The sequence below is a fragment of the Micromonospora sp. CA-259024 genome, from assembly GCF_050936255.1.
Taxonomy (GTDB): domain Bacteria; phylum Actinomycetota; class Actinomycetes; order Mycobacteriales; family Micromonosporaceae; genus Micromonospora.
In genome coordinates this window covers 380117-395758 of record NZ_JBNJND010000001.1, presented here as the reverse complement: position 1 = coordinate 395758, position 15642 = coordinate 380117, and the positions used below count along the sequence as shown (strand labels likewise).

Annotated in this window: 18 protein-coding genes; 3 read left to right on the top strand and 15 right to left on the bottom strand. The window is 70.8% G+C overall.

The window, feature by feature from the left end; translation table 11 throughout:
* Window positions 1-18 precede the first annotated feature (18 nt).
* Window positions 19-1623, bottom strand: a complete 1605-nt coding sequence (locus ACQEUX_RS01830) for an ABC-F family ATP-binding cassette domain-containing protein (protein ID WP_433040101.1) — start codon at window positions 1621-1623, stop codon at window positions 19-21.
* Window positions 1624-1885: 262 nt separating this feature from the next.
* Here ACQEUX_RS01830 and ypfJ point away from each other — a divergent pair, with 262 nt between their 5' ends.
* Window positions 1886-2806 carry a KPN_02809 family neutral zinc metallopeptidase gene (gene ypfJ / locus ACQEUX_RS01825; RefSeq protein WP_433040098.1) on the top strand — a complete coding sequence of 307 codons (921 nt, stop codon included), beginning with the start codon at window positions 1886-1888 and terminating at the stop codon, window positions 2804-2806.
* Between the two features lie 149 nt (window positions 2807-2955).
* A complete protein-coding gene (locus tag ACQEUX_RS01820) occupies window positions 2956-3948 on the top strand; it encodes a DUF6454 family protein (protein WP_433040095.1) in 993 nt (330 codons plus the stop codon).
* 69 nt (window positions 3949-4017) lie between these two features.
* Here ACQEUX_RS01820 and ACQEUX_RS01815 read toward each other — a convergent pair whose 3' ends face one another.
* The 12 genes from ACQEUX_RS01815 to ACQEUX_RS01760 form a co-directional block, all read right to left on the bottom strand.
* Complete coding sequence (locus ACQEUX_RS01815) at window positions 4018-4383, bottom strand: YybH family protein (RefSeq protein ID WP_433040092.1); 366 nt, start codon at window positions 4381-4383, stop codon at window positions 4018-4020.
* A gap of 47 nt (window positions 4384-4430) precedes the next feature.
* Window positions 4431-4730, bottom strand: coding sequence for a muconolactone Delta-isomerase family protein (locus ACQEUX_RS01810; protein ID WP_433040089.1), 300 nt, complete (start codon window positions 4728-4730; stop codon window positions 4431-4433).
* A gap of 95 nt (window positions 4731-4825) precedes the next feature.
* The gene (locus tag ACQEUX_RS01805; RefSeq protein ID WP_433040086.1) at window positions 4826-5479 is read right to left on the bottom strand and encodes an acVLRF1 family peptidyl-tRNA hydrolase; all 654 of its coding nucleotides are present in this window, start codon (window positions 5477-5479) and stop codon (window positions 4826-4828) included.
* Between the two features lie 52 nt (window positions 5480-5531).
* Window positions 5532-6164 (bottom strand): LysE family transporter, encoded by a 633-nt coding sequence (locus ACQEUX_RS01800; RefSeq protein WP_433040083.1) that lies wholly within the window; start codon window positions 6162-6164, stop codon window positions 5532-5534.
* Between the two features lie 293 nt (window positions 6165-6457).
* The gene (locus ACQEUX_RS01795) at window positions 6458-6919 is read right to left on the bottom strand and encodes a metal-sulfur cluster assembly factor (protein WP_433040080.1); all 462 of its coding nucleotides are present in this window, start codon (window positions 6917-6919) and stop codon (window positions 6458-6460) included.
* Entirely contained in the window at window positions 6916-7389 is a 474-nt protein-coding gene (gene sufU / locus ACQEUX_RS01790) for a Fe-S cluster assembly sulfur transfer protein SufU (protein ID WP_433040077.1), read from the bottom strand. Before sufU ends, ACQEUX_RS01795 begins: the two co-directional genes overlap by 4 nt.
* Window positions 7389-8693, bottom strand: a complete 1305-nt coding sequence (locus ACQEUX_RS01785) for a cysteine desulfurase (protein ID WP_433040074.1) — start codon at window positions 8691-8693, stop codon at window positions 7389-7391. Before ACQEUX_RS01785 ends, sufU begins: the two co-directional genes overlap by 1 nt.
* Window positions 8694-8713: 20 nt before the next feature.
* A complete protein-coding gene (sufC, locus tag ACQEUX_RS01780) occupies window positions 8714-9487 on the bottom strand; it encodes a Fe-S cluster assembly ATPase SufC (protein ID WP_433040071.1) in 774 nt (257 codons plus the stop codon).
* Window positions 9487-9813: a non-heme iron oxygenase ferredoxin subunit gene (locus tag ACQEUX_RS01775; RefSeq protein ID WP_433040068.1), complete on the bottom strand. Its 327-nt coding sequence runs from the start codon at window positions 9811-9813 to the stop codon at window positions 9487-9489. The genes sufC and ACQEUX_RS01775 overlap by 1 nt, the downstream gene beginning before the upstream one ends.
* Entirely contained in the window at window positions 9813-10955 is a 1143-nt protein-coding gene (sufD, locus tag ACQEUX_RS01770; protein WP_433040065.1) for a Fe-S cluster assembly protein SufD, read from the bottom strand. The genes ACQEUX_RS01775 and sufD overlap by 1 nt, the downstream gene beginning before the upstream one ends.
* A 95-nt stretch (window positions 10956-11050) precedes the next feature.
* Window positions 11051-12481 (bottom strand): Fe-S cluster assembly protein SufB, encoded by a 1431-nt coding sequence (sufB, locus tag ACQEUX_RS01765; RefSeq protein ID WP_433040062.1) that lies wholly within the window; start codon window positions 12479-12481, stop codon window positions 11051-11053.
* Window positions 12478-13278 carry a helix-turn-helix transcriptional regulator gene (locus ACQEUX_RS01760; protein ID WP_433040059.1) on the bottom strand — a complete coding sequence of 267 codons (801 nt, stop codon included), beginning with the start codon at window positions 13276-13278 and terminating at the stop codon, window positions 12478-12480. Before ACQEUX_RS01760 ends, sufB begins: the two co-directional genes overlap by 4 nt.
* 98 nt (window positions 13279-13376) lie before the next feature.
* Between ACQEUX_RS01760 and ACQEUX_RS01755 the strand changes: the two genes are divergently transcribed.
* Window positions 13377-14339, top strand: coding sequence for a COX15/CtaA family protein (locus ACQEUX_RS01755; RefSeq protein WP_433040056.1), 963 nt, complete (start codon window positions 13377-13379; stop codon window positions 14337-14339).
* Between the two features lie 24 nt (window positions 14340-14363).
* On the opposite strand, the gene ACQEUX_RS01750 is transcribed toward ACQEUX_RS01755, so the two are convergent.
* Both ACQEUX_RS01750 and ACQEUX_RS01745 read right to left on the bottom strand, forming a co-directional pair.
* Window positions 14364-15281, bottom strand: a complete 918-nt coding sequence (locus tag ACQEUX_RS01750; RefSeq protein WP_433040053.1) for an ATP-grasp domain-containing protein — start codon at window positions 15279-15281, stop codon at window positions 14364-14366.
* A gap of 14 nt (window positions 15282-15295) precedes the next feature.
* On the bottom strand, window positions 15296-15631 hold the full coding sequence (locus tag ACQEUX_RS01745) for a hypothetical protein (protein ID WP_433040050.1): 336 nt from the start codon (window positions 15629-15631) through the stop codon (window positions 15296-15298).
* Window positions 15632-15642 lie beyond the last annotated feature (11 nt).

The following is a 15642-nucleotide window of genomic DNA, read 5'->3' as shown; positions in this document are numbered from 1 at the left end:
CGACCCGAACCGGCCCGGTCAGGCCAGCTCGACCAGCTCGAGCAGGTCGTCGCTCCAGGCGTCCTCGTCGCCGTCGGGCAGCAGGATCGCCCGGTCCGGCTTGAGCGCCAGCACCGCGCCCGGGTCGTGGGTGACCAGGACGATCGCGCCCGGGTAGTTGGCGATGGCGTCGAGCACCTGCTCCCGGCTGACCGGGTCGAGGTTGTTCGTCGGCTCGTCGAGCAGCAGCACGTTGGCGCCGGAACAGACCAGGGTGGACAGGGCCAACCGGGTCTTCTCGCCACCGGAGAGCACCCCGGCCGGCTTGTTCACGTCGTCGCCGGAGAAGAGGAACGCGCCGAGAATCTTGCGCAGGTCGGTGTCGGACTGCTCGACGGCGGCGGCGCGCATGTTCTCCAGCACGGTCCGCTCCACGTCCAGCGTCTCGTGCTCCTGGGCGTAGTAGCCCAACCGCAGACCGTGCCCGGCGTGCACCTCGCCGGTGTCCGGAGTGAGCAGGCCGCCGAGCATCCGCAGCAACGTCGTCTTACCGGCACCGTTGAGCCCGAGGATGGCCACCCGGGAGCCCCGGTCCACCGCGACGTTGACGTCGGTGAAGATCTCCAGCGAGCCGTACGACTTGGACAGGCCGGTCGCGGTGAGTGGGGTCTTGCCGCACGGCGCGGGGTTGGGGAAGCGCACCTTGGCCACCCGGTCGGCGACCCGCACCTCCTCCAGGCCGGAGATCAGCTTCTCGGCGCGGCGGGCCATGTTCTGCGCGGCGACGGTCTTGGTCGCCTTGGCCCGCATCTTGTCGGCCTGCGCCATCAGCGCGCCGGCCTTCTTCTCCGCGTTGGCCCGCTCCCGGCGGCGACGCCGCTCGTCGGTCTCGCGCGCCTCCAGGTACGCCTTCCAACCCAGGTTGTACACGTCGACCACGGAGCGGGTGGCGTCGAGGAACCAGACCTTGTTGACCACCGACTCCAGCAGCGCGCCGTCGTGGGAGATCACGATCAGGCCGCCCTTGTGGTTGGCGAGGAAGCCGCGCAGCCAGGTGATCGAGTCGGCATCGAGGTGGTTCGTCGGCTCGTCGAGCAGCAGGATGCCGCCGCCGTTCTCGCCGGCGTCGCGGAACAGGATCCGGGCCAGCTCGATGCGCCGGCGCTGACCGCCGGAGAGAGTGCCGATGGTCTGCGCGAGCGCCCGGTCCGGCAGGCCGAGGTTGGCGCAGATCCGGGCGGCCTCGGCCTCGGCGGCGTACCCGCCCAGGGCGGCGAACTGGTCCTCCAGCGCGCCGTAGCGGCGGACCAGCTTCTCGTCGGTGTCCTCGGCGAGGCGGGCCTCGATCTCCTGCATCTGGGACATCAGCACGTCCAGACCGCGCGCGGAGAGCACCCGGTCGCGGCCGGTCACCTCCAGGTCGCCGGTGCGCGGGTCCTGCGGGAGATAGCCGATGGCACTGCGCTGGTCGATCTGGCCGGCGTACGGCTGCCCCTCACCGGCGAGCACCTTCAGCGTGGTGGTCTTGCCGGCGCCGTTGCGGCCGACGAGGCCGATCCGGTCACCGGGCTGCACGCGCAGCGTGGTGTCGGACAGCAGGATCCGGGAGCCGGCACGGAGCTCCAGGCCGGTGGCAGTGATCATGTTTTCGGGCTCGCTCTCGGGGTCTGAAGGCTGACTCGGGGCACGCGAAACGGCCGGCGGGCTCAAGGGGGCCCGACGGCGCGGGGCGGTCAGCCTTCGCAGCGCAGCACCCGACAAGTGTACCGGGCGCCGCTGGACGGCCCGCCCGGATTACCAACCAAGATCATCGGGTACCGGAACCGCTGTCCGGACCCCTTCCGGCAGGTGGGCGACACAACGACATCCAGACGACAATCACGGACATACGGCGATCGGGGTCAGCATGGAACTCAACGAGCGGGCCGAACTCGACACTTCCCAGGTCAACGACCGCGGCCGAGGCGGTGGGGCGGGCGGTGGCATCGGCATTCCACTGCCCGGCGGCGGTGGTCGCGGCGGGTTGATCGGCATCGTGGTGGCCGTACTGGTCGCACTGCTCGGCGGCGGTTTCGGCCTGAACGCGATGACCAACGGCGACGAGGGCGGGCAGGGCGGCGGCACCGACCTGGAGCAACTGTGCTCGCGCGACAACCCCCAGCGCTTCGACGACGCACGCTGCCGCAACCTGCTCTTCGTCAACAGCATCCAGGCCTACTGGCAGAAGGCGTACCCGGAGCTGGGCAACGGACCGTACGAGCCGACCGACACCAACTTCTTCCAGGCCGCCGTGAACACCGGCTGCGGGCAGGCCGACTCGGGCGTCGGCCCGTTCTACTGCCCGGCCGACCGGCAGGTGTACATCGACCTGAGCTTCTACGACGAGCTGGCCTCACGGTTCGGCGCCAAGGGCGAGTTCGCCCAGCCCTACGTACTCGCCCACGAGTACGGCCACCACGTCCAGAACCTGCTCGGCACCAACGAGCGGGCCGGTCAGGGCGAGCAGAGCGGCCCCCGCTCCGCCTCGGTGCGGCTGGAGTTGCAGGCCGACTGCTACGCCGGTTCCTGGGCCAGGCACGCCACCGAGAGCAGGGACAAGACCGGCCAGGAACCGCTGTTCACGTCGATCACCCCGAGCGACATCAGCGAGGCGGTGCAGGCCGCCGAGGCGATCGGTGACGACAGCATCCAGGAGCGCTCCGGTGGGCAGATCAACCCCGACCAGTTCACCCACGGCACCTCGGAGCAGCGGCAGCGCTGGTTCCAGCGGGGCTACGACCGCGGCGACCCGAAGACCTGCGACACCTTCGGCACCGACCAGCTCTGACCGGCTCTGACACCGTTGCGGGATCGTGGCAGGCTCCTCGGCGGGCCCGCCACGATCATTCGGGGCTGTGACACGCCAGCATCAGAAGACGTTCACGACGGCTACCTACGTTCACCGGGTCCCTTGCAACCCGCTGTGAAGAGGTAACGATGAAGACGACCACCAGGTGGACCCTGGCCGTCGGTGTGGCCCTGGCCGCCGTCCTCGGTGGCACCGCCACCGCCCAGGCCACCGGCCCGGCAGCCGGGCACACCGACACGGGCCGTTCCCGGGACACCGCGCTGGCCACCGCCTTCGGTGCCGTGGACCGCAACACCTCCTGGCAGCAGACCGGCAAACTGAAGCTGAACTTCCCCACGTTCCACACCGAGGGCATCGCCTTCGCCGGCGACCGGATCTTCCTCTCCTCGGTCGAGATCATCGAGCCGACCGTCAAGTACCCCACCCCGCAGAACGGGTACGACCGCAGCCCCGGCAAGGGCGTCGGACACCTGTTCGTCATGGACCGCCAGGGCAACCTGCAACGGGACATCGTCCTCGGCGAGGGCGACATGTACCACCCGGGCGGCATCGACTTCGACGGGACGAACGTCTGGGTGCCGGTCGCGCAGTACCGCCCCAACAGCAGCACGATCGTCTACCGCGTCGACGCCTCCAGCCTGCGGGTGCACAAGCAGTTCGAGGTGACCGACCACTTCGGCGGCGTGGTCCTCGACAAGACCACCGGCCACCTCGTCGGCAACACCTGGGGATCGCGTCGCTTCGCGGAGTGGAACCCACGCGGCAAGCAGCTGCGCACCTGGGACAACGAGAGCTTCTTCGTCGACTACCAGGACTGCCAGTACGTGCCGAACGGCAAGATGATCTGCGGTGGCGTCACCAACCTGCCCCAGACCCCCACCGCCGGCGGCAGCACGGCCACCTATGAGCTCGGCGGCCTGGCCCTGATCGACCTGCACAGCCACGACGTGCTCCGCGAGGTGCCCTTCCAGCAGTGGTCCACCGCCGGGCACGTGGCCACCCGCAACCCGGTCAAGCTCGCCGCCGACGGCAACCGGTTGACGATGTGGGCCGCACCGGACAACGGCGAGGAAGGCAACGGCACGGAGATCCTGACCTACCAGGCCACTGTCACTCCGTAGCCCCTCCCGCGCACCGGGCAGCCCTCGGCCGTCGACACGGCCGAGGGCTGCGGTGTCGTGTCGACCCGGTCAGTTGAGCCGCGACACCTGGTAGTGGCTGATCAGCCAGGTTTCGCCGATCCGGCGCACGAGCACGCCGAGGTGGACGGTCAGGGCCGGCCGGTCGGTGAAGCCGAACTCCACCTCCAGGTAGCCGAGGACCAGGTCGTCGGCGAGACGGCGGGTCTCCCGAATGTCGTACGCGGCGGTCAGGCCGAGCGGCTGCGCGGCGTAGTAGGCGGCGACGCCGGCAGGGCCGACGGTGTACGGGTGCAGACCCTGGAAGATCGCGTCGTCGGTGAAGTACGACGCGACGCGATCCGGCTCGTGGGCGTCGAGCGCCGCTTTCCACCGGTCGAGGACGGTCCGCAGGATCTGGGCCTCGGCGCTGGACATGGTGATCTCCCTGCTGGGTCAGGTGGCAGTGGCGGGCCCGTCCAGGCTCACCGGGACGGCTGACCGGGGTCGTTCGGGTGCGGCGTCAGCGGAGTGATGGTCTCGCGCCGCCAGGCGCGCAGCGGCATCGACGCGAGGACCCGCTCCAGCTCGTCCGCGTCGTCGGCACGGAACAGCCCCCAGGTCCGCCACTCCCCCGGTGCAAGCGGTGGCCGCCACAGACGCAGGAGGTTGCCCTGTGCCGTCAGCTCGGCCGAGCGGGCCGCCTCACGCCGACGCATGTCGGCGACCTCGTCCTCCGACGTGCCCTCCGGCACCGTCGTCACCATGTCCACCAGAAACTCCACGTGCCCATACTCCGACCACCAGCAGGGCACCACGCCAGGAAACCCGTTTTGCGTGGCGGTCGTCTCCGCCCCGGCGTCACCGTCGACCGGTGAGGTCAGTCCGGTGCCGGGTCGCGCAGCCTGATCCGTACCGCTCGGGCCGTGGCCACCGCCGCGACCAGCACCGCGTGCCGGGGTTCCGGCACGTCGAGCAACCGCTCGGCACGCAGCGGCACGAGCGGGGCCAGCCGGCGGTCGGCCAGCACCGTGTCCACCGCCCGCCGATCACCGCCGCAGACCAGCGCGGCGAGGGCCGCCGCCTCCGGCAACAGCAGCCGTACGGCCAGGTCCGCCGCGTCACCCAACGCCGCCTTGGCCTGGTTGTCGCGCCGCCGGGCGAACCTCTGCTGCGACCATCCCCCCGCGGCGGTGCGCCCCTGCACGTACCGGGTGTCCACCTTGGAGACGACGAGGTCCGCGCCCTCGGCCACGCCGACGGCCACCGCGCCCTTGCGGGCCAGCAGCAGGCCGATCCGTCGCGGCGCGACGGCGGAGGCCACGAACCCGGCGACGTCGACGCTGGGCGGCGCCCCGGGTGGGGCGTACAGCTCGGCGGTGGACCCGTCGGGGGCGGTGAGCAGCAGCCCGTACTCCCGGGCGGTGGTGGTGGGCGGGCCGTGCCGGTCGGCGAAGCCCTCGACCCAGCGGCCGACGCGGGCCGGGTCGACCTCGACCCACCGGCCGCCCCCGGCTGCGGGTCGACTGGTCACCGCCCGACCGTACGGCACGGCGGGCCCGGCCGGGCCGTCGGGCGGGGACCGCTCAGCCCGGCAGCAGCGCGGCCACCGCCAGCGCGGCGATGAGCGCGCTGGAGACCAGGCCGGTGACCAGCCGGCCGCGCGGGCCGGTCAGCGCCCGGCCGACCACGGTGCCGCCGCCGGCGATGAGCAACTGCCAACTCGCCGACGCCAGGACCACACCCGTCACGAAGAGCGCCGCGGAGCCGAGGCCCGCGTCGGCGGTGTCCCGGCGGCCGAGCACCAGCGCGGTGAAGTAGAGCACCGTCGTCGGGTTCAGCAGGGTCAGCCCGAGCAGGGCCGCGTAGGCCCGCCCGGGCGTGCTCAGACCCCGTCCGACGGTCGCCGTCGGCAGGTGCCGCGAGCGGTGGGAGCGCCAGGTCCGCCACAGGCCGTGCGCGGCGAGACCCAGCAGGACCACGGCGGCGACCACCCGCAGCGGTCCGGCGACCGGCGCGATGATCCCGGCCAGGCCGGTGCCGCCGAACGCGGCGACCGCCGCGTAGAGCCCGTCGGCCGTCGCCACCGCGAGCGCCGCGGCCGCACCGACCCGGAACGAGGTACGGGCACTGAGCCCCAGGATGAGGATCGCCATCGCGCCGACGGGGATGGCGACGCCGTAACCGGCGACGAGACCGGCGAGGAACGCCCCGGTCACGACGACGGGCGACGGATCGAGGCGACCCCGGGCACGGTGCGCTGTCGACGCGCGGCGGTGGCCGCGCGGACAGGAACCTGCTTCGGGTACGCCTCAGTCACCCCGTCATCCTGGTCGCGGAAGCCTCGCCCTCGCCACCAGATTTCCCGCGCCCGCAGTGATCAAGTGATGAGAAATAGGTCAACGACCGATCCTGAGAGCTATTTCTCATCACTTGATCACGGTCGGAGACGCACACGAGCGAGGCACCCTCGGGGTGCCTCGCTCGACGGGCAGAGCCGACCGGGGTCGGTTCAGACGTTGAAGCCGAGGGAACGGAGCTGGTCCCGACCCTCATCGGTGATCTTGTCCGGGCCCCATGGCGGGAGCCACACCCAGTTGATCCGGATGTCGTTGACCAGGCCACCGCCCGGGCCGGTGGTCAGGGCCTGCCGGGCCTGGTCCTCGATCACGTCGGTCAGCGGGCAGGCCGCCGAGGTGAGCGTCATGTCCAGGGTCGCGATGTTCTCGTCGTCGACGTGTACCCCGTACACCAGGCCCAGGTCGACGACGTTGATGCCGAGTTCCGGGTCGACGACATCCTTCATCGCCTCTTCGATGTCGGCGATCATGGCCTTGCTGACGCCGCCCGCCGGGGCGGCGGCGTCGCCGGCACCCGGCGTCGCGGCACCGTCGGTCGTCACGGCGTCGGTCTGCGGCACCGTAGTGGCGTCACCGGCCTCCGGCGTCGCTGCGGTAGCGGTGTTCTCGCTCATGCCTTCACCTCCGGGCTCACGCCCACACCGGCGCGTGCCGCGGCGTCCTTGAACGCCATCCACGGCAGCAGCGCGCACTTGACCCGGGCGGGGTAGCGGGCCACACCCGCGAAAGCCACCCCGTCACCGAGCACGTCCTCGTCCGGCGTGACCTGACCACGCCCGGACATCAACTCCACGAACGCCTCGTGCACCTCGAAAGCTTCCCCGGCGCCCCGACCGCGCAACAACTCGTGCAACACGCTCGCCGAGGCCTGGCTGATCGAGCAGCCGATCCCGTCGTACGAGATGTCGTGCAGCACGTCACCGTCGGTGGCCACCCGGACGGTGACCTCGTCACCGCAGGTCGGGTTGACGTGGTGCGCCTCCGCGACCCGGTCGCCCGAGTCGTCGGCGTCGCGCAGGCCACGCCCGTGTGGGCGCTTGTAGTGGTCCAGGATGATCTCCTGGTAGAGCTGGTCGAGCTGCATCAGTTGAACACCTTCCGCACCTGCTCCAGACCGGCCACCAGAGCGTCGATCTCCTCGGTGGTGGTGTAGAGGTAGAACGAGGCCCGGGTCATCGCCGGGACGCCGAACCGGTTGCACACCGGCTTGGCACAGTGATGACCCACGCGTACCTGCACGCCGAGCGAGTCGAGCACCTGACCCACGTCGTGCGGGTGCACGTCACCGAGCGCGAACGAGATGGTGCCGCCCCGGCCCACCGGCACGGTCGGGCCGAAGATCCGCAGGTCGGACACCGAGCCGAGGGCGTCCAGCGCGTACGCCGTCAGCTCCTTCTCGTGCCACTGGATGGCCCGCATGCCGATGCCGGTGAGGTAGTCGATCGCCGCACCGAGCGCGACCGCCTCGGCGATCGGCGGGGTGCCCGCCTCGAAGCGGGCCGGCGGCGCGGCGAACGTCGAGCGGGCCATGGTGACCGTCTCGATCATCGAGCCGCCCCCGAAGACCGGCGGCATGGCCGCCAGCAGCTCGCCCCGGCCCCAGAGCACACCGATACCGGTCGGGCCGCACATCTTGTGCCCGGTGAAGACGATGTAGTCGGCGTCCAGGTCGACCACGTCGATGGGCAGGTGCGGCACCGACTGCGAGCAGTCCAGCAGCAGCAGCGCGCCCACCTCGCGGACCCGCGCGGTGATCCGCGAGGTGGCGTTGACCGTGCCGAGGATGTTCGACATGTGCACCAGCGAGACGATCTTCGTCCGTTCGGTGACCAGGTCCTCCAGCCCCGACTCGTCCAGCCGCCCCTGGTCGGTGACCGGGAACCAGCGCAGGGTCGCGCCGGTGCGCTCACAGAGCAGCTGCCACGGGACGATGTTCGAGTGGTGCTCCATCTCGGAGATCACCACCTCGTCGCCCGGACCGAGCCGGAACCGCGGGTCGGCGTCCGGGCGCAGCGAGGCGTTGGAGAAGGCGTATGCCACGATGTTGATCGCCTCGGTGGAGTTCTTGGTGAACACCACCTCGTCCGTGCTCGGTGCGTTGATGAACGCGGCGACCTTGGCCCGCGCCCCCTCGTACGCCTCGGTGGCCTCGGTGCCCAGCGTGTGCACCGAGCGCGACACGTTGGCGTTGTGCCGCGCGTAGTGCTCGTCGAGCACGTCGAGTACCTGGCGGGGTTTGTGCGAGGTGTTGGCGCTGTCGAGGTAGACCAGCGGGTACCCGTTGATCTCCCGGTCCAGGATCGGGAAGTCGGCGCGCACCCGGGCCACGTCGAAACGCGGCACGTCGTCGTACTGCGGCATCCCCGGCGGGATCGCGATGCTGGTCATCTCGGCAGCGCCTCTCCCACTCAGGCCCGCGCCGTGCCGGCTCCGGCGGCGTACCGCTCGTAGCCCTCGGCCTCGAGCTTGTCGGCCAACTCCGGGCCGCCCTGCTCGACGATCCGGCCGGCCACGAAGACGTGCACGAAGTCCGGCTTGATGTAGCGCAGGATCCGCGTGTAGTGGGTGATCAGCAGCACGCCGGTGTCGCCGGTGTCGCGGACCCGGTTGACGCCCTCGCTGACCACGCGCAGCGCGTCCACGTCGAGGCCGGAGTCGGTCTCGTCGAGGATCGCGATCTTCGGCTTGAGCAGCTCCAGCTGGACGATCTCGTGCCGCTTCTTCTCACCGCCGGAGAAGCCCTCGTTGACGTTGCGCTGGGCGAACGCCGGGTCCATCTGCAGGCGCTCCATGGCACTGCGCAGCTCGCCGCCCCAGGTACGCAGCTTCGGCGCCTCGCCGTCGATGGCGGTCTTCGCGGTCCGCAGGAAGTTGGCCACCGAGACGCCGGGCACCTCGACCGGGTACTGCATGGCCAGGAAGAGGCCGGCGCGGGCGCGCTCGTCGACCGTCATGGCCAGCACGTCCTCGCCATCGAGGGTCACCGTGCCGCCGGTGATCTCGTACTTGGGGTGACCGGCGATCGAGTACGCCAGGGTGGACTTGCCGGAGCCGTTCGGGCCCATGATCGCGTGGGTCTCGCCCGACTTCACGGTCAGGTCGACGCCGGCCAGGATCGGCTTGAGCTCACCCTCGGGCAGCTTGACCGACACCTTCAGGTCGCGGATCTCCAGGGTGCTCATTATCGGGTCACTCCATTACTCGGCGTCAGGCTGAGGTAGATGTCGCCGTCGCGGACTTCGACGGGGTAGACGGGTACGGGTTCGGTGGCCGGCAACCCGGAGGGCTGCCCGGTACGCAGGTCGAAGCGCGAGCCGTGCAGCCAGCACTCGAGCGTGCAGCCGTCGACCTCACCCTCGGAGAGGGCGACCGAGGCGTGCGAGCACTCGTCGTAGGCGGCGTAGAACTGGCCGTCCTCGCCGTGCACCAGCGCGATCGGGGTGCCGTCGACGTCCGCGCTGACCGCGGTGCCCTTCGGCACGTCCTCGGTGGAGCAGATCCGGATCATCAGGCGCCGGCCTTCGTCAGGCGGGCCTCGATCGCGTCGCCGAGCCGCTCGCGCAGCGACTCCACCGGGATCTTGTTGATCAGCTCGGCGAAGAAGCCGCGGACCACCAGGCGGCGGGCCTCGCTCTCCGGGATGCCCCGGGCCATCAGGTAGAACAGCTGCTCGTCGTCGAAGCGGCCGGTCGCGCTGGCGTGGCCGGCGCCGGCGATCTCGCCGGTCTCGATCTCCAGATTGGGTACGGAGTCCGCCCGCGCGCCGTCGGTGAGCAGGAGGTTCCGGTTGATCTCGTACGTGTCGGTGCCGGTCGCCTCGGCCCGGATCAGCACGTCGCCCACCCAGACGGTGTGCGCGTCCTCGCCCTGCAGAGCGCCCCGGTACCCGACGTAGCTGCGGCAGTCCGGCACGCTGTGGTCCACGAGCTGGCGGTGCTCCAGGTGCTGGCCCGAGTCGGCGAAGTAGACGCCGTACAGCTCGGCCTCGCCACCCCGGCCGGTGTACTCCACGGAGGTGTACTGCCGGACGAGGTCACCGCCGAGGCTGACCTGGACGTGCGTCACGCGGGCGTCCCGACCGAGCTTGATCTTGAGGTGCTGCGCCTGCACCGCGTCGTCGGCCCAGTCCGCGACGGTGACCAGGGTCAGCTTCGCCCCATCGGCCACGGAGACCTCGACGTTGTCGGCCAGAGTCACCGAGCCGACGTGCTCCAGCACCAGGGTCACCTCGGCGAACCGGCCCACCTCGACGACGGTGTGCCCGAAGGCCAGACCCTCCGCGCCGTCGCCGACCACCCGCAGGCTCACCGGCGCACCGACCACGACGTCGCTGGCCACGGTGAACAGCAGCGCCTCGCCGGCACCGCCGTACGCGAGCGCGCTCACCCGGTCGACCGGCGTGAGCACGCGGCCGACCCGCGGGTCGTCGGTGCCGATGCGCTCGACGGCCACGCCCTCGGGCAGGTCGGCGTACTCGTGCCGGATCGTGCCGGTGGCGGGCCGCGGCTCACCGGCGAGGCCGCGCAGCCGCTTCAGCGGGGTGAAACGCCACTCCTCCTCCAGGCCGGTGAGGGCCGGGAAGTCGGCGACGTCGTACGAGCGCAGCGCCTGCGACTTGGTGCTGGGCGGCGCGGAAGCCTGGGTAGTCATGTCTTCCTTGGTCTGTTCTGCGATGAGTCGGAGGGTCGGTTGGGCTGGTCGCGGCGCGAGGCGACGGGTCGGAGCCGCGCGCCGGCCGGCCGGCGTCAGCCGACCGCGCCCTCCATCTGGAGTTCGATCAGCCGGTTCAGCTCCAGGGCGTACTCCATCGGGAGTTCCTTGGCGATCGGCTCGATGAAGCCGCGCACGATCATGGCCATCGCCTCGTCCTCGCTCAGGCCCCGGCTCATCAGGTAGAAGAGCTGGTCGTCGCTGATCTTGGAGACGGTCGCCTCGTGCCCTATCGACACGTCGTCCTCACGGATGTCGACGTAGGGGTAGGTGTCCGAGCGGGAGATGGTGTCGACCAGCAGCGCGTCGCACTTGACCGTGCTCCGGCTGTGGTGCGAACCCTCCAGCACCTGCACCAGACCCCGGTACGAGGTGCGGCCGCCGCCCCGGGCGATCGACTTCGACACGATGGTCGAGGAGGTGTGCGGCGCGGCGTGCACCATCTTCGCGCCGGCGTCCTGGTGCTGACCCTCGCCGGCCATCGCCACCGAGAGGACCTCGCCCTTGGCGTGCTCACCGGTCATGTAGACCGCCGGGTACTTCATGGTCACCTTGGAGCCGATGTTGCCGTCGACCCACTCCATGGTCGCGCCCTCGTGGCAGACGGCGCGCTTGGTCACCAGGTTGTAGACGTTGTTCGACCAGTTCTGGATGGTCGTGTAGCGGCAGCGCGCGTTCTTCTTGACGATGATCTCCACGACCGCGCTGTGCAGCGAGTCGGAGGAGTAGAGCGGCGCGGTGCAACCCTCGACGTAGTGCACGTACGCACCCTCGTCGACGATGATCAGCGTCCGCTCGAACTGGCCCATGTTCTCCGTGTTGATCCGGAAGTAGGCCTGCAGCGGGATCTCCACGTGCACACCCTTCGGCACGTAGATGAACGAGCCACCGGACCACACGGAGGTGTTCAGCGCGGCGAACTTGTTGTCGCCGACCGGGATCACCGTGCCGAAGTACTCCTTGAAGACGTCCTCGTGCTCGCGCAGCGCCGTGTCGGTGTCCAGGAAGAGGACACCCTGCTCCTCAAGGTCCTCACGGATCTTGTGGTAGACGACCTCGGACTCGTACTGCGCCGCGACACCCGCGACCAGTCGCTGCTTCTCCGCCTCCGGGATGCCCAGCCGGTCGTAGGTGTTCTTGATGTCCTCGGGCAGGTCCTCCCAGCTGGTGGCCTGCTTCTCGGTCGACCGCACGAAGTACTTGATGTTGTCGAAGTCGATCCCGGTGAGGTCCGCGCCCCAGGCCGGCATCGGCTTGCGGCCGAACAGCCGCAGACCCTTCAGCCGCAGGTCGAGCATCCACGCCGGCTCGTTCTTCTTGGCCGAGATGTCCCGCACCACCGCCTCGTTGATGCCGCGCTGGGCGACCGCCCCGGCGGCGTCCGGGTCGGACCAGCCGTACTCGTAGCGACCCAGGGCGGCGAGCTGCTCTTCCTGGGTCAGGGGCTGGACGATCTGCTCGGTCATCTATCTGTCCTCACAGTGGTGACGGGATTACCGGATTGAACACGGCCCGGCTGGGTCGGGATGTGCGTGGTGCACACCCCGTCGCCGTGCGCGATGGTGGCCAGGCGCTGCACGTGGGTGCCGACCAGACGGGAGATCACCGCGGTCTCGGCCTCGCACAGCTGGGGAAACTCGGCGGCCACGTGCGCCACCGGGCAGTGGTGCTGGCAGAGCTGACCGCCGGAGGCGATCGTGGTCGCGTTGGCAGCGTAACCCTCGGCGGTGAGCGCCGCGGCGAGTGCCTCGGCCCGCGCGAGGGGGTCGTCGCCGGCGTCCTCCATGGCCGTCCGGCAGCGGGACTCGAGGGCGGACACCTGCTCGGTGGCGAACGCCTCGACCGCGTCCGAGCCGCCGCTGCGGGCGATCCAGCGCAGCGCGGCGGTGGCCATGTTGTCGTAGTGGTGTGTGCCACAGCGGACGCGGGCGGCCTCGGTCAGCAGGAACACCTTGGCCGGGCGCCCCCGCCCCCGGCTGCCCTGCACGGTCTGCTCGCGGGCGTAGACGTCACCGTCGGCGAGCATCGCGTCCAGGTGCCGGCGGATGGCCGCCGGGCTGAGCCCGAGGGCCACGCCGAGCTGCGCGGCAGTGGTGGCACCCCGCTCCAGCAGCAGCTGGGTGACCCGATCCCGGGTGGAGATCTCGGTCGCCGCGGCGCCGCCAAGCGCCGCCGATGTGGTCACGACGGGTGCGGACGCGGACGCACCGACGGCCGGAACGGCCGTCGGCTGGTGCCCGGAGAGCGCCGCCGCGTTTTTCACAACGCCAACGTTACGTAATTACCCTGACGGTCGCAAACCCGGGCCCCGGTGATCCGAACCACCGAGCCGACGGAGTCGGACGAACCTCGATCACTACGGTGCGTAGGATTTGCGCCGTGAACCGAATCGTCCGTCCGGTCTCCGGCACCCTGCTGCGCCGCCTCGCGTTCGCCTCGATCATCGCGAACGTGGGCATCGTCATCACCGGCGGGGCCGTCCGGTTGACCGCCTCGGGCCTCGGATGCCCCACCTGGCCCCGGTGCACCGACGCGTCGTACGTCACCACGTCCGAGATGGGCATGCACGGGGTGATCGAGTTCGGCAACCGGATGCTGACCTTCGCGGTGGGCCTGATCGCGCTGGCCACCGTGCTGGCCGTGCTGGCACACCGACCGCGTCGACCCGGGCTCCTGGCGTTGGCCGTCGCGGTATTCCTGGGCATTCCGGCCCAGGCGGTGATCGGCGGCATCACGGTGCTCACCAACCTCAACCCGTGGGTGGTCGGGCTGCACTTCCTCGCCTCGATGGCGGTGATCGGCGCCGCGTACGCCCTCTGGCGGCGGATCGCCGACCCGGACGGCCCAAGCGTGGCCATGGTGCCCGCGCCGCTGCGCGCGCTGGCCCGGGTCACCACCGGCGTCGGCGTCGCGGTGCTGGTCGTCGGCACCTGGGTCACCGGCAGCGGCCCACACGCCGGTGACCACGGCGCGGCCCGCAACGGGCTGGACCCGGAGACGATCTCCCAGGTGCACGCGGACGGCGTCTTCCTGCTGATCGGCCTCTCGGTGGCGCTGATCTTCGCGTTCCGCGCCGTCGGTGCGCGGCGGGCCACCCGTGCCGCGATCGTCCTCGTCGCCGTGGAACTGGGTCAGGGTGTGATCGGCTTCGTGCAGTACTTCACCCACGTGCCGGCGCTCCTGGTCGGCGCGCACATGCTCGGCTCCTGCCTGGTCCTGCTGGCCACCCTGTCGGTGCAGTGGTCAACCCGCGAGCGCCGCCCGGTCGCCCCGGCACCCGAGGCCACCCCGGCCGACTCCGCCCCCGTCCCGGTCACCGCCTGACGCCCCGCCCCAGGCCAGGGGCGATCAGGTGCGGCGGGCCAGGTGGGTGGCGATCGCGGCGGCGAGACGGTCCGGGGCGCCGTCGGCGTACCCGATGAAGAGCGACGGCTCGGTCAGCTCCAGCTCGACCAGGACCGGCTCGCCGTCCGGGCCGGGGATCAGGTCGACGCGGGCGTAGAGCAACCGCCGCGTGCCGCCAGGCACCGCGGCGAGGGTCTTCTCGGCCACCGCCAGTTGTTCGGGTCGGGCCGTGCGGGCGCTGATCTCCTCTTCCTTGTAGAGCCCGTCCGGGCCGAGGTCCGGGCCGGTCAGCATCGGGCCCTTGCGGATCGCGTGACTGAACGCGAGCCCGTCCGGGCCGGCCAGGAAGAGCAGTGCCGTCTCACCCTCGGTGTCGACGGCGCGCAGGTACGGCTGGACCATGGTCACCCGGCCGGCGTCGGAGAGCCGTCGGACGTGCGCCACGGCCAGGTCCCGGTGCTCCGGGTCGGCCAGGTCGTACCGGCCGGTGTCCTGGCTGCCGGCGCTCACAGCGGGCTTGAGCACGTACTCGCCGGTCTCGGCGGGCGGCTGCCAGCTCTCCCCCGGCTCGACCCAGGACGTCGGCACGGTCGGCACCCCGGCGGCGCTCAGCTCGGCGAGGTAGCGCTTGTCGGTGTTCCAGCGCACCACGTCGGCCGGGTTGACCAGCGCGGAGACGGAGGCTGCCCAGGCGACGAACTCGTCGCGACGCAGCGCGTAGTCCCATGGTGAGCGGAGCACGACCAGGTCGTAGGCGGACCAGTCGACGTCGGGGTCGTCCCAGACGACCGGCTCAGTGGCGATCCCGAGGGCGGCGAGTGGGGCGAGGACGAGCCGGTCGTCCGGGTCGAGGTCGGTCAGTTCGGTACAGGTGACGAGAGCGACCCGGGGTTTCCCCCGGGCCGGCTGGTAGTTGGTCAATTCAGGTGTCTATCTCAGCGGGCCATCGTGCGCCGGGCCATCGACCGCCAGAGGTCGTTGCTCGGACGCATCTGGTCCATCAGTTCACGCTCCCAGGCGTTCTCGACGGTGACTCCCGCCTTGGCGCACGCCTCCCGGGCCGTGACGGTGTCGTCGGCGAACTGGTCGCCCCACTCACCGTCGGAACCCACGAGGACGATTCGCGCGCCACGCTTGCCGACGTACTCGATGACCGCCTTGGCGCCGCCGTGCTCGGCTGCGAATGCCTTGAGGCCCGCGACCAGGCCGTGGGGCGCCTGCTCGCCGGCGGTCTGCTCGGCCGTCAGCGTCGTATCGGAACCATCTGCCATGACGCGAAGCC

What these genes read in the sequence shown, in the direction of transcription:
- ACQEUX_RS01775 (WP_433040068.1), bottom strand. Translation starts at nt 9,813, where the DNA reads ATGATCCGGATCTGCTCCACCGAGGACGTGCCGAAGGGCACCGCGGTC.
- sufB (WP_433040062.1), bottom strand. Translation starts at nt 12,481, where the DNA reads ATGACCGAGCAGATCGTCCAGCCCCTGACCCAGGAAGAGCAGCTCGCC.
- ACQEUX_RS01745 (WP_433040050.1), bottom strand. Translation starts at nt 15,631, where the DNA reads ATGGCAGATGGTTCCGATACGACGCTGACGGCCGAGCAGACCGCCGGC.
- ACQEUX_RS01795 (WP_433040080.1), bottom strand. Translation starts at nt 6,919, where the DNA reads ATGAGCGAGAACACCGCTACCGCAGCGACGCCGGAGGCCGGTGACGCC.
- ACQEUX_RS01785 (WP_433040074.1), bottom strand. Translation starts at nt 8,693, where the DNA reads ATGACCAGCATCGCGATCCCGCCGGGGATGCCGCAGTACGACGACGTG.
- ACQEUX_RS01820 (WP_433040095.1), top strand. Translation starts at nt 2,956, where the DNA reads ATGAAGACGACCACCAGGTGGACCCTGGCCGTCGGTGTGGCCCTGGCC.
- ACQEUX_RS01830 (WP_433040101.1), bottom strand. Translation starts at nt 1,623, where the DNA reads ATGATCACTGCCACCGGCCTGGAGCTCCGTGCCGGCTCCCGGATCCTG.
- ACQEUX_RS01815 (WP_433040092.1), bottom strand. Translation starts at nt 4,383, where the DNA reads ATGTCCAGCGCCGAGGCCCAGATCCTGCGGACCGTCCTCGACCGGTGG.
- ypfJ (WP_433040098.1), top strand. Translation starts at nt 1,886, where the DNA reads ATGGAACTCAACGAGCGGGCCGAACTCGACACTTCCCAGGTCAACGAC.
- sufD (WP_433040065.1), bottom strand. Translation starts at nt 10,955, where the DNA reads ATGACTACCCAGGCTTCCGCGCCGCCCAGCACCAAGTCGCAGGCGCTG.
- sufC (WP_433040071.1), bottom strand. Translation starts at nt 9,487, where the DNA reads ATGAGCACCCTGGAGATCCGCGACCTGAAGGTGTCGGTCAAGCTGCCC.
- sufU (WP_433040077.1), bottom strand. Translation starts at nt 7,389, where the DNA reads ATGCAGCTCGACCAGCTCTACCAGGAGATCATCCTGGACCACTACAAG.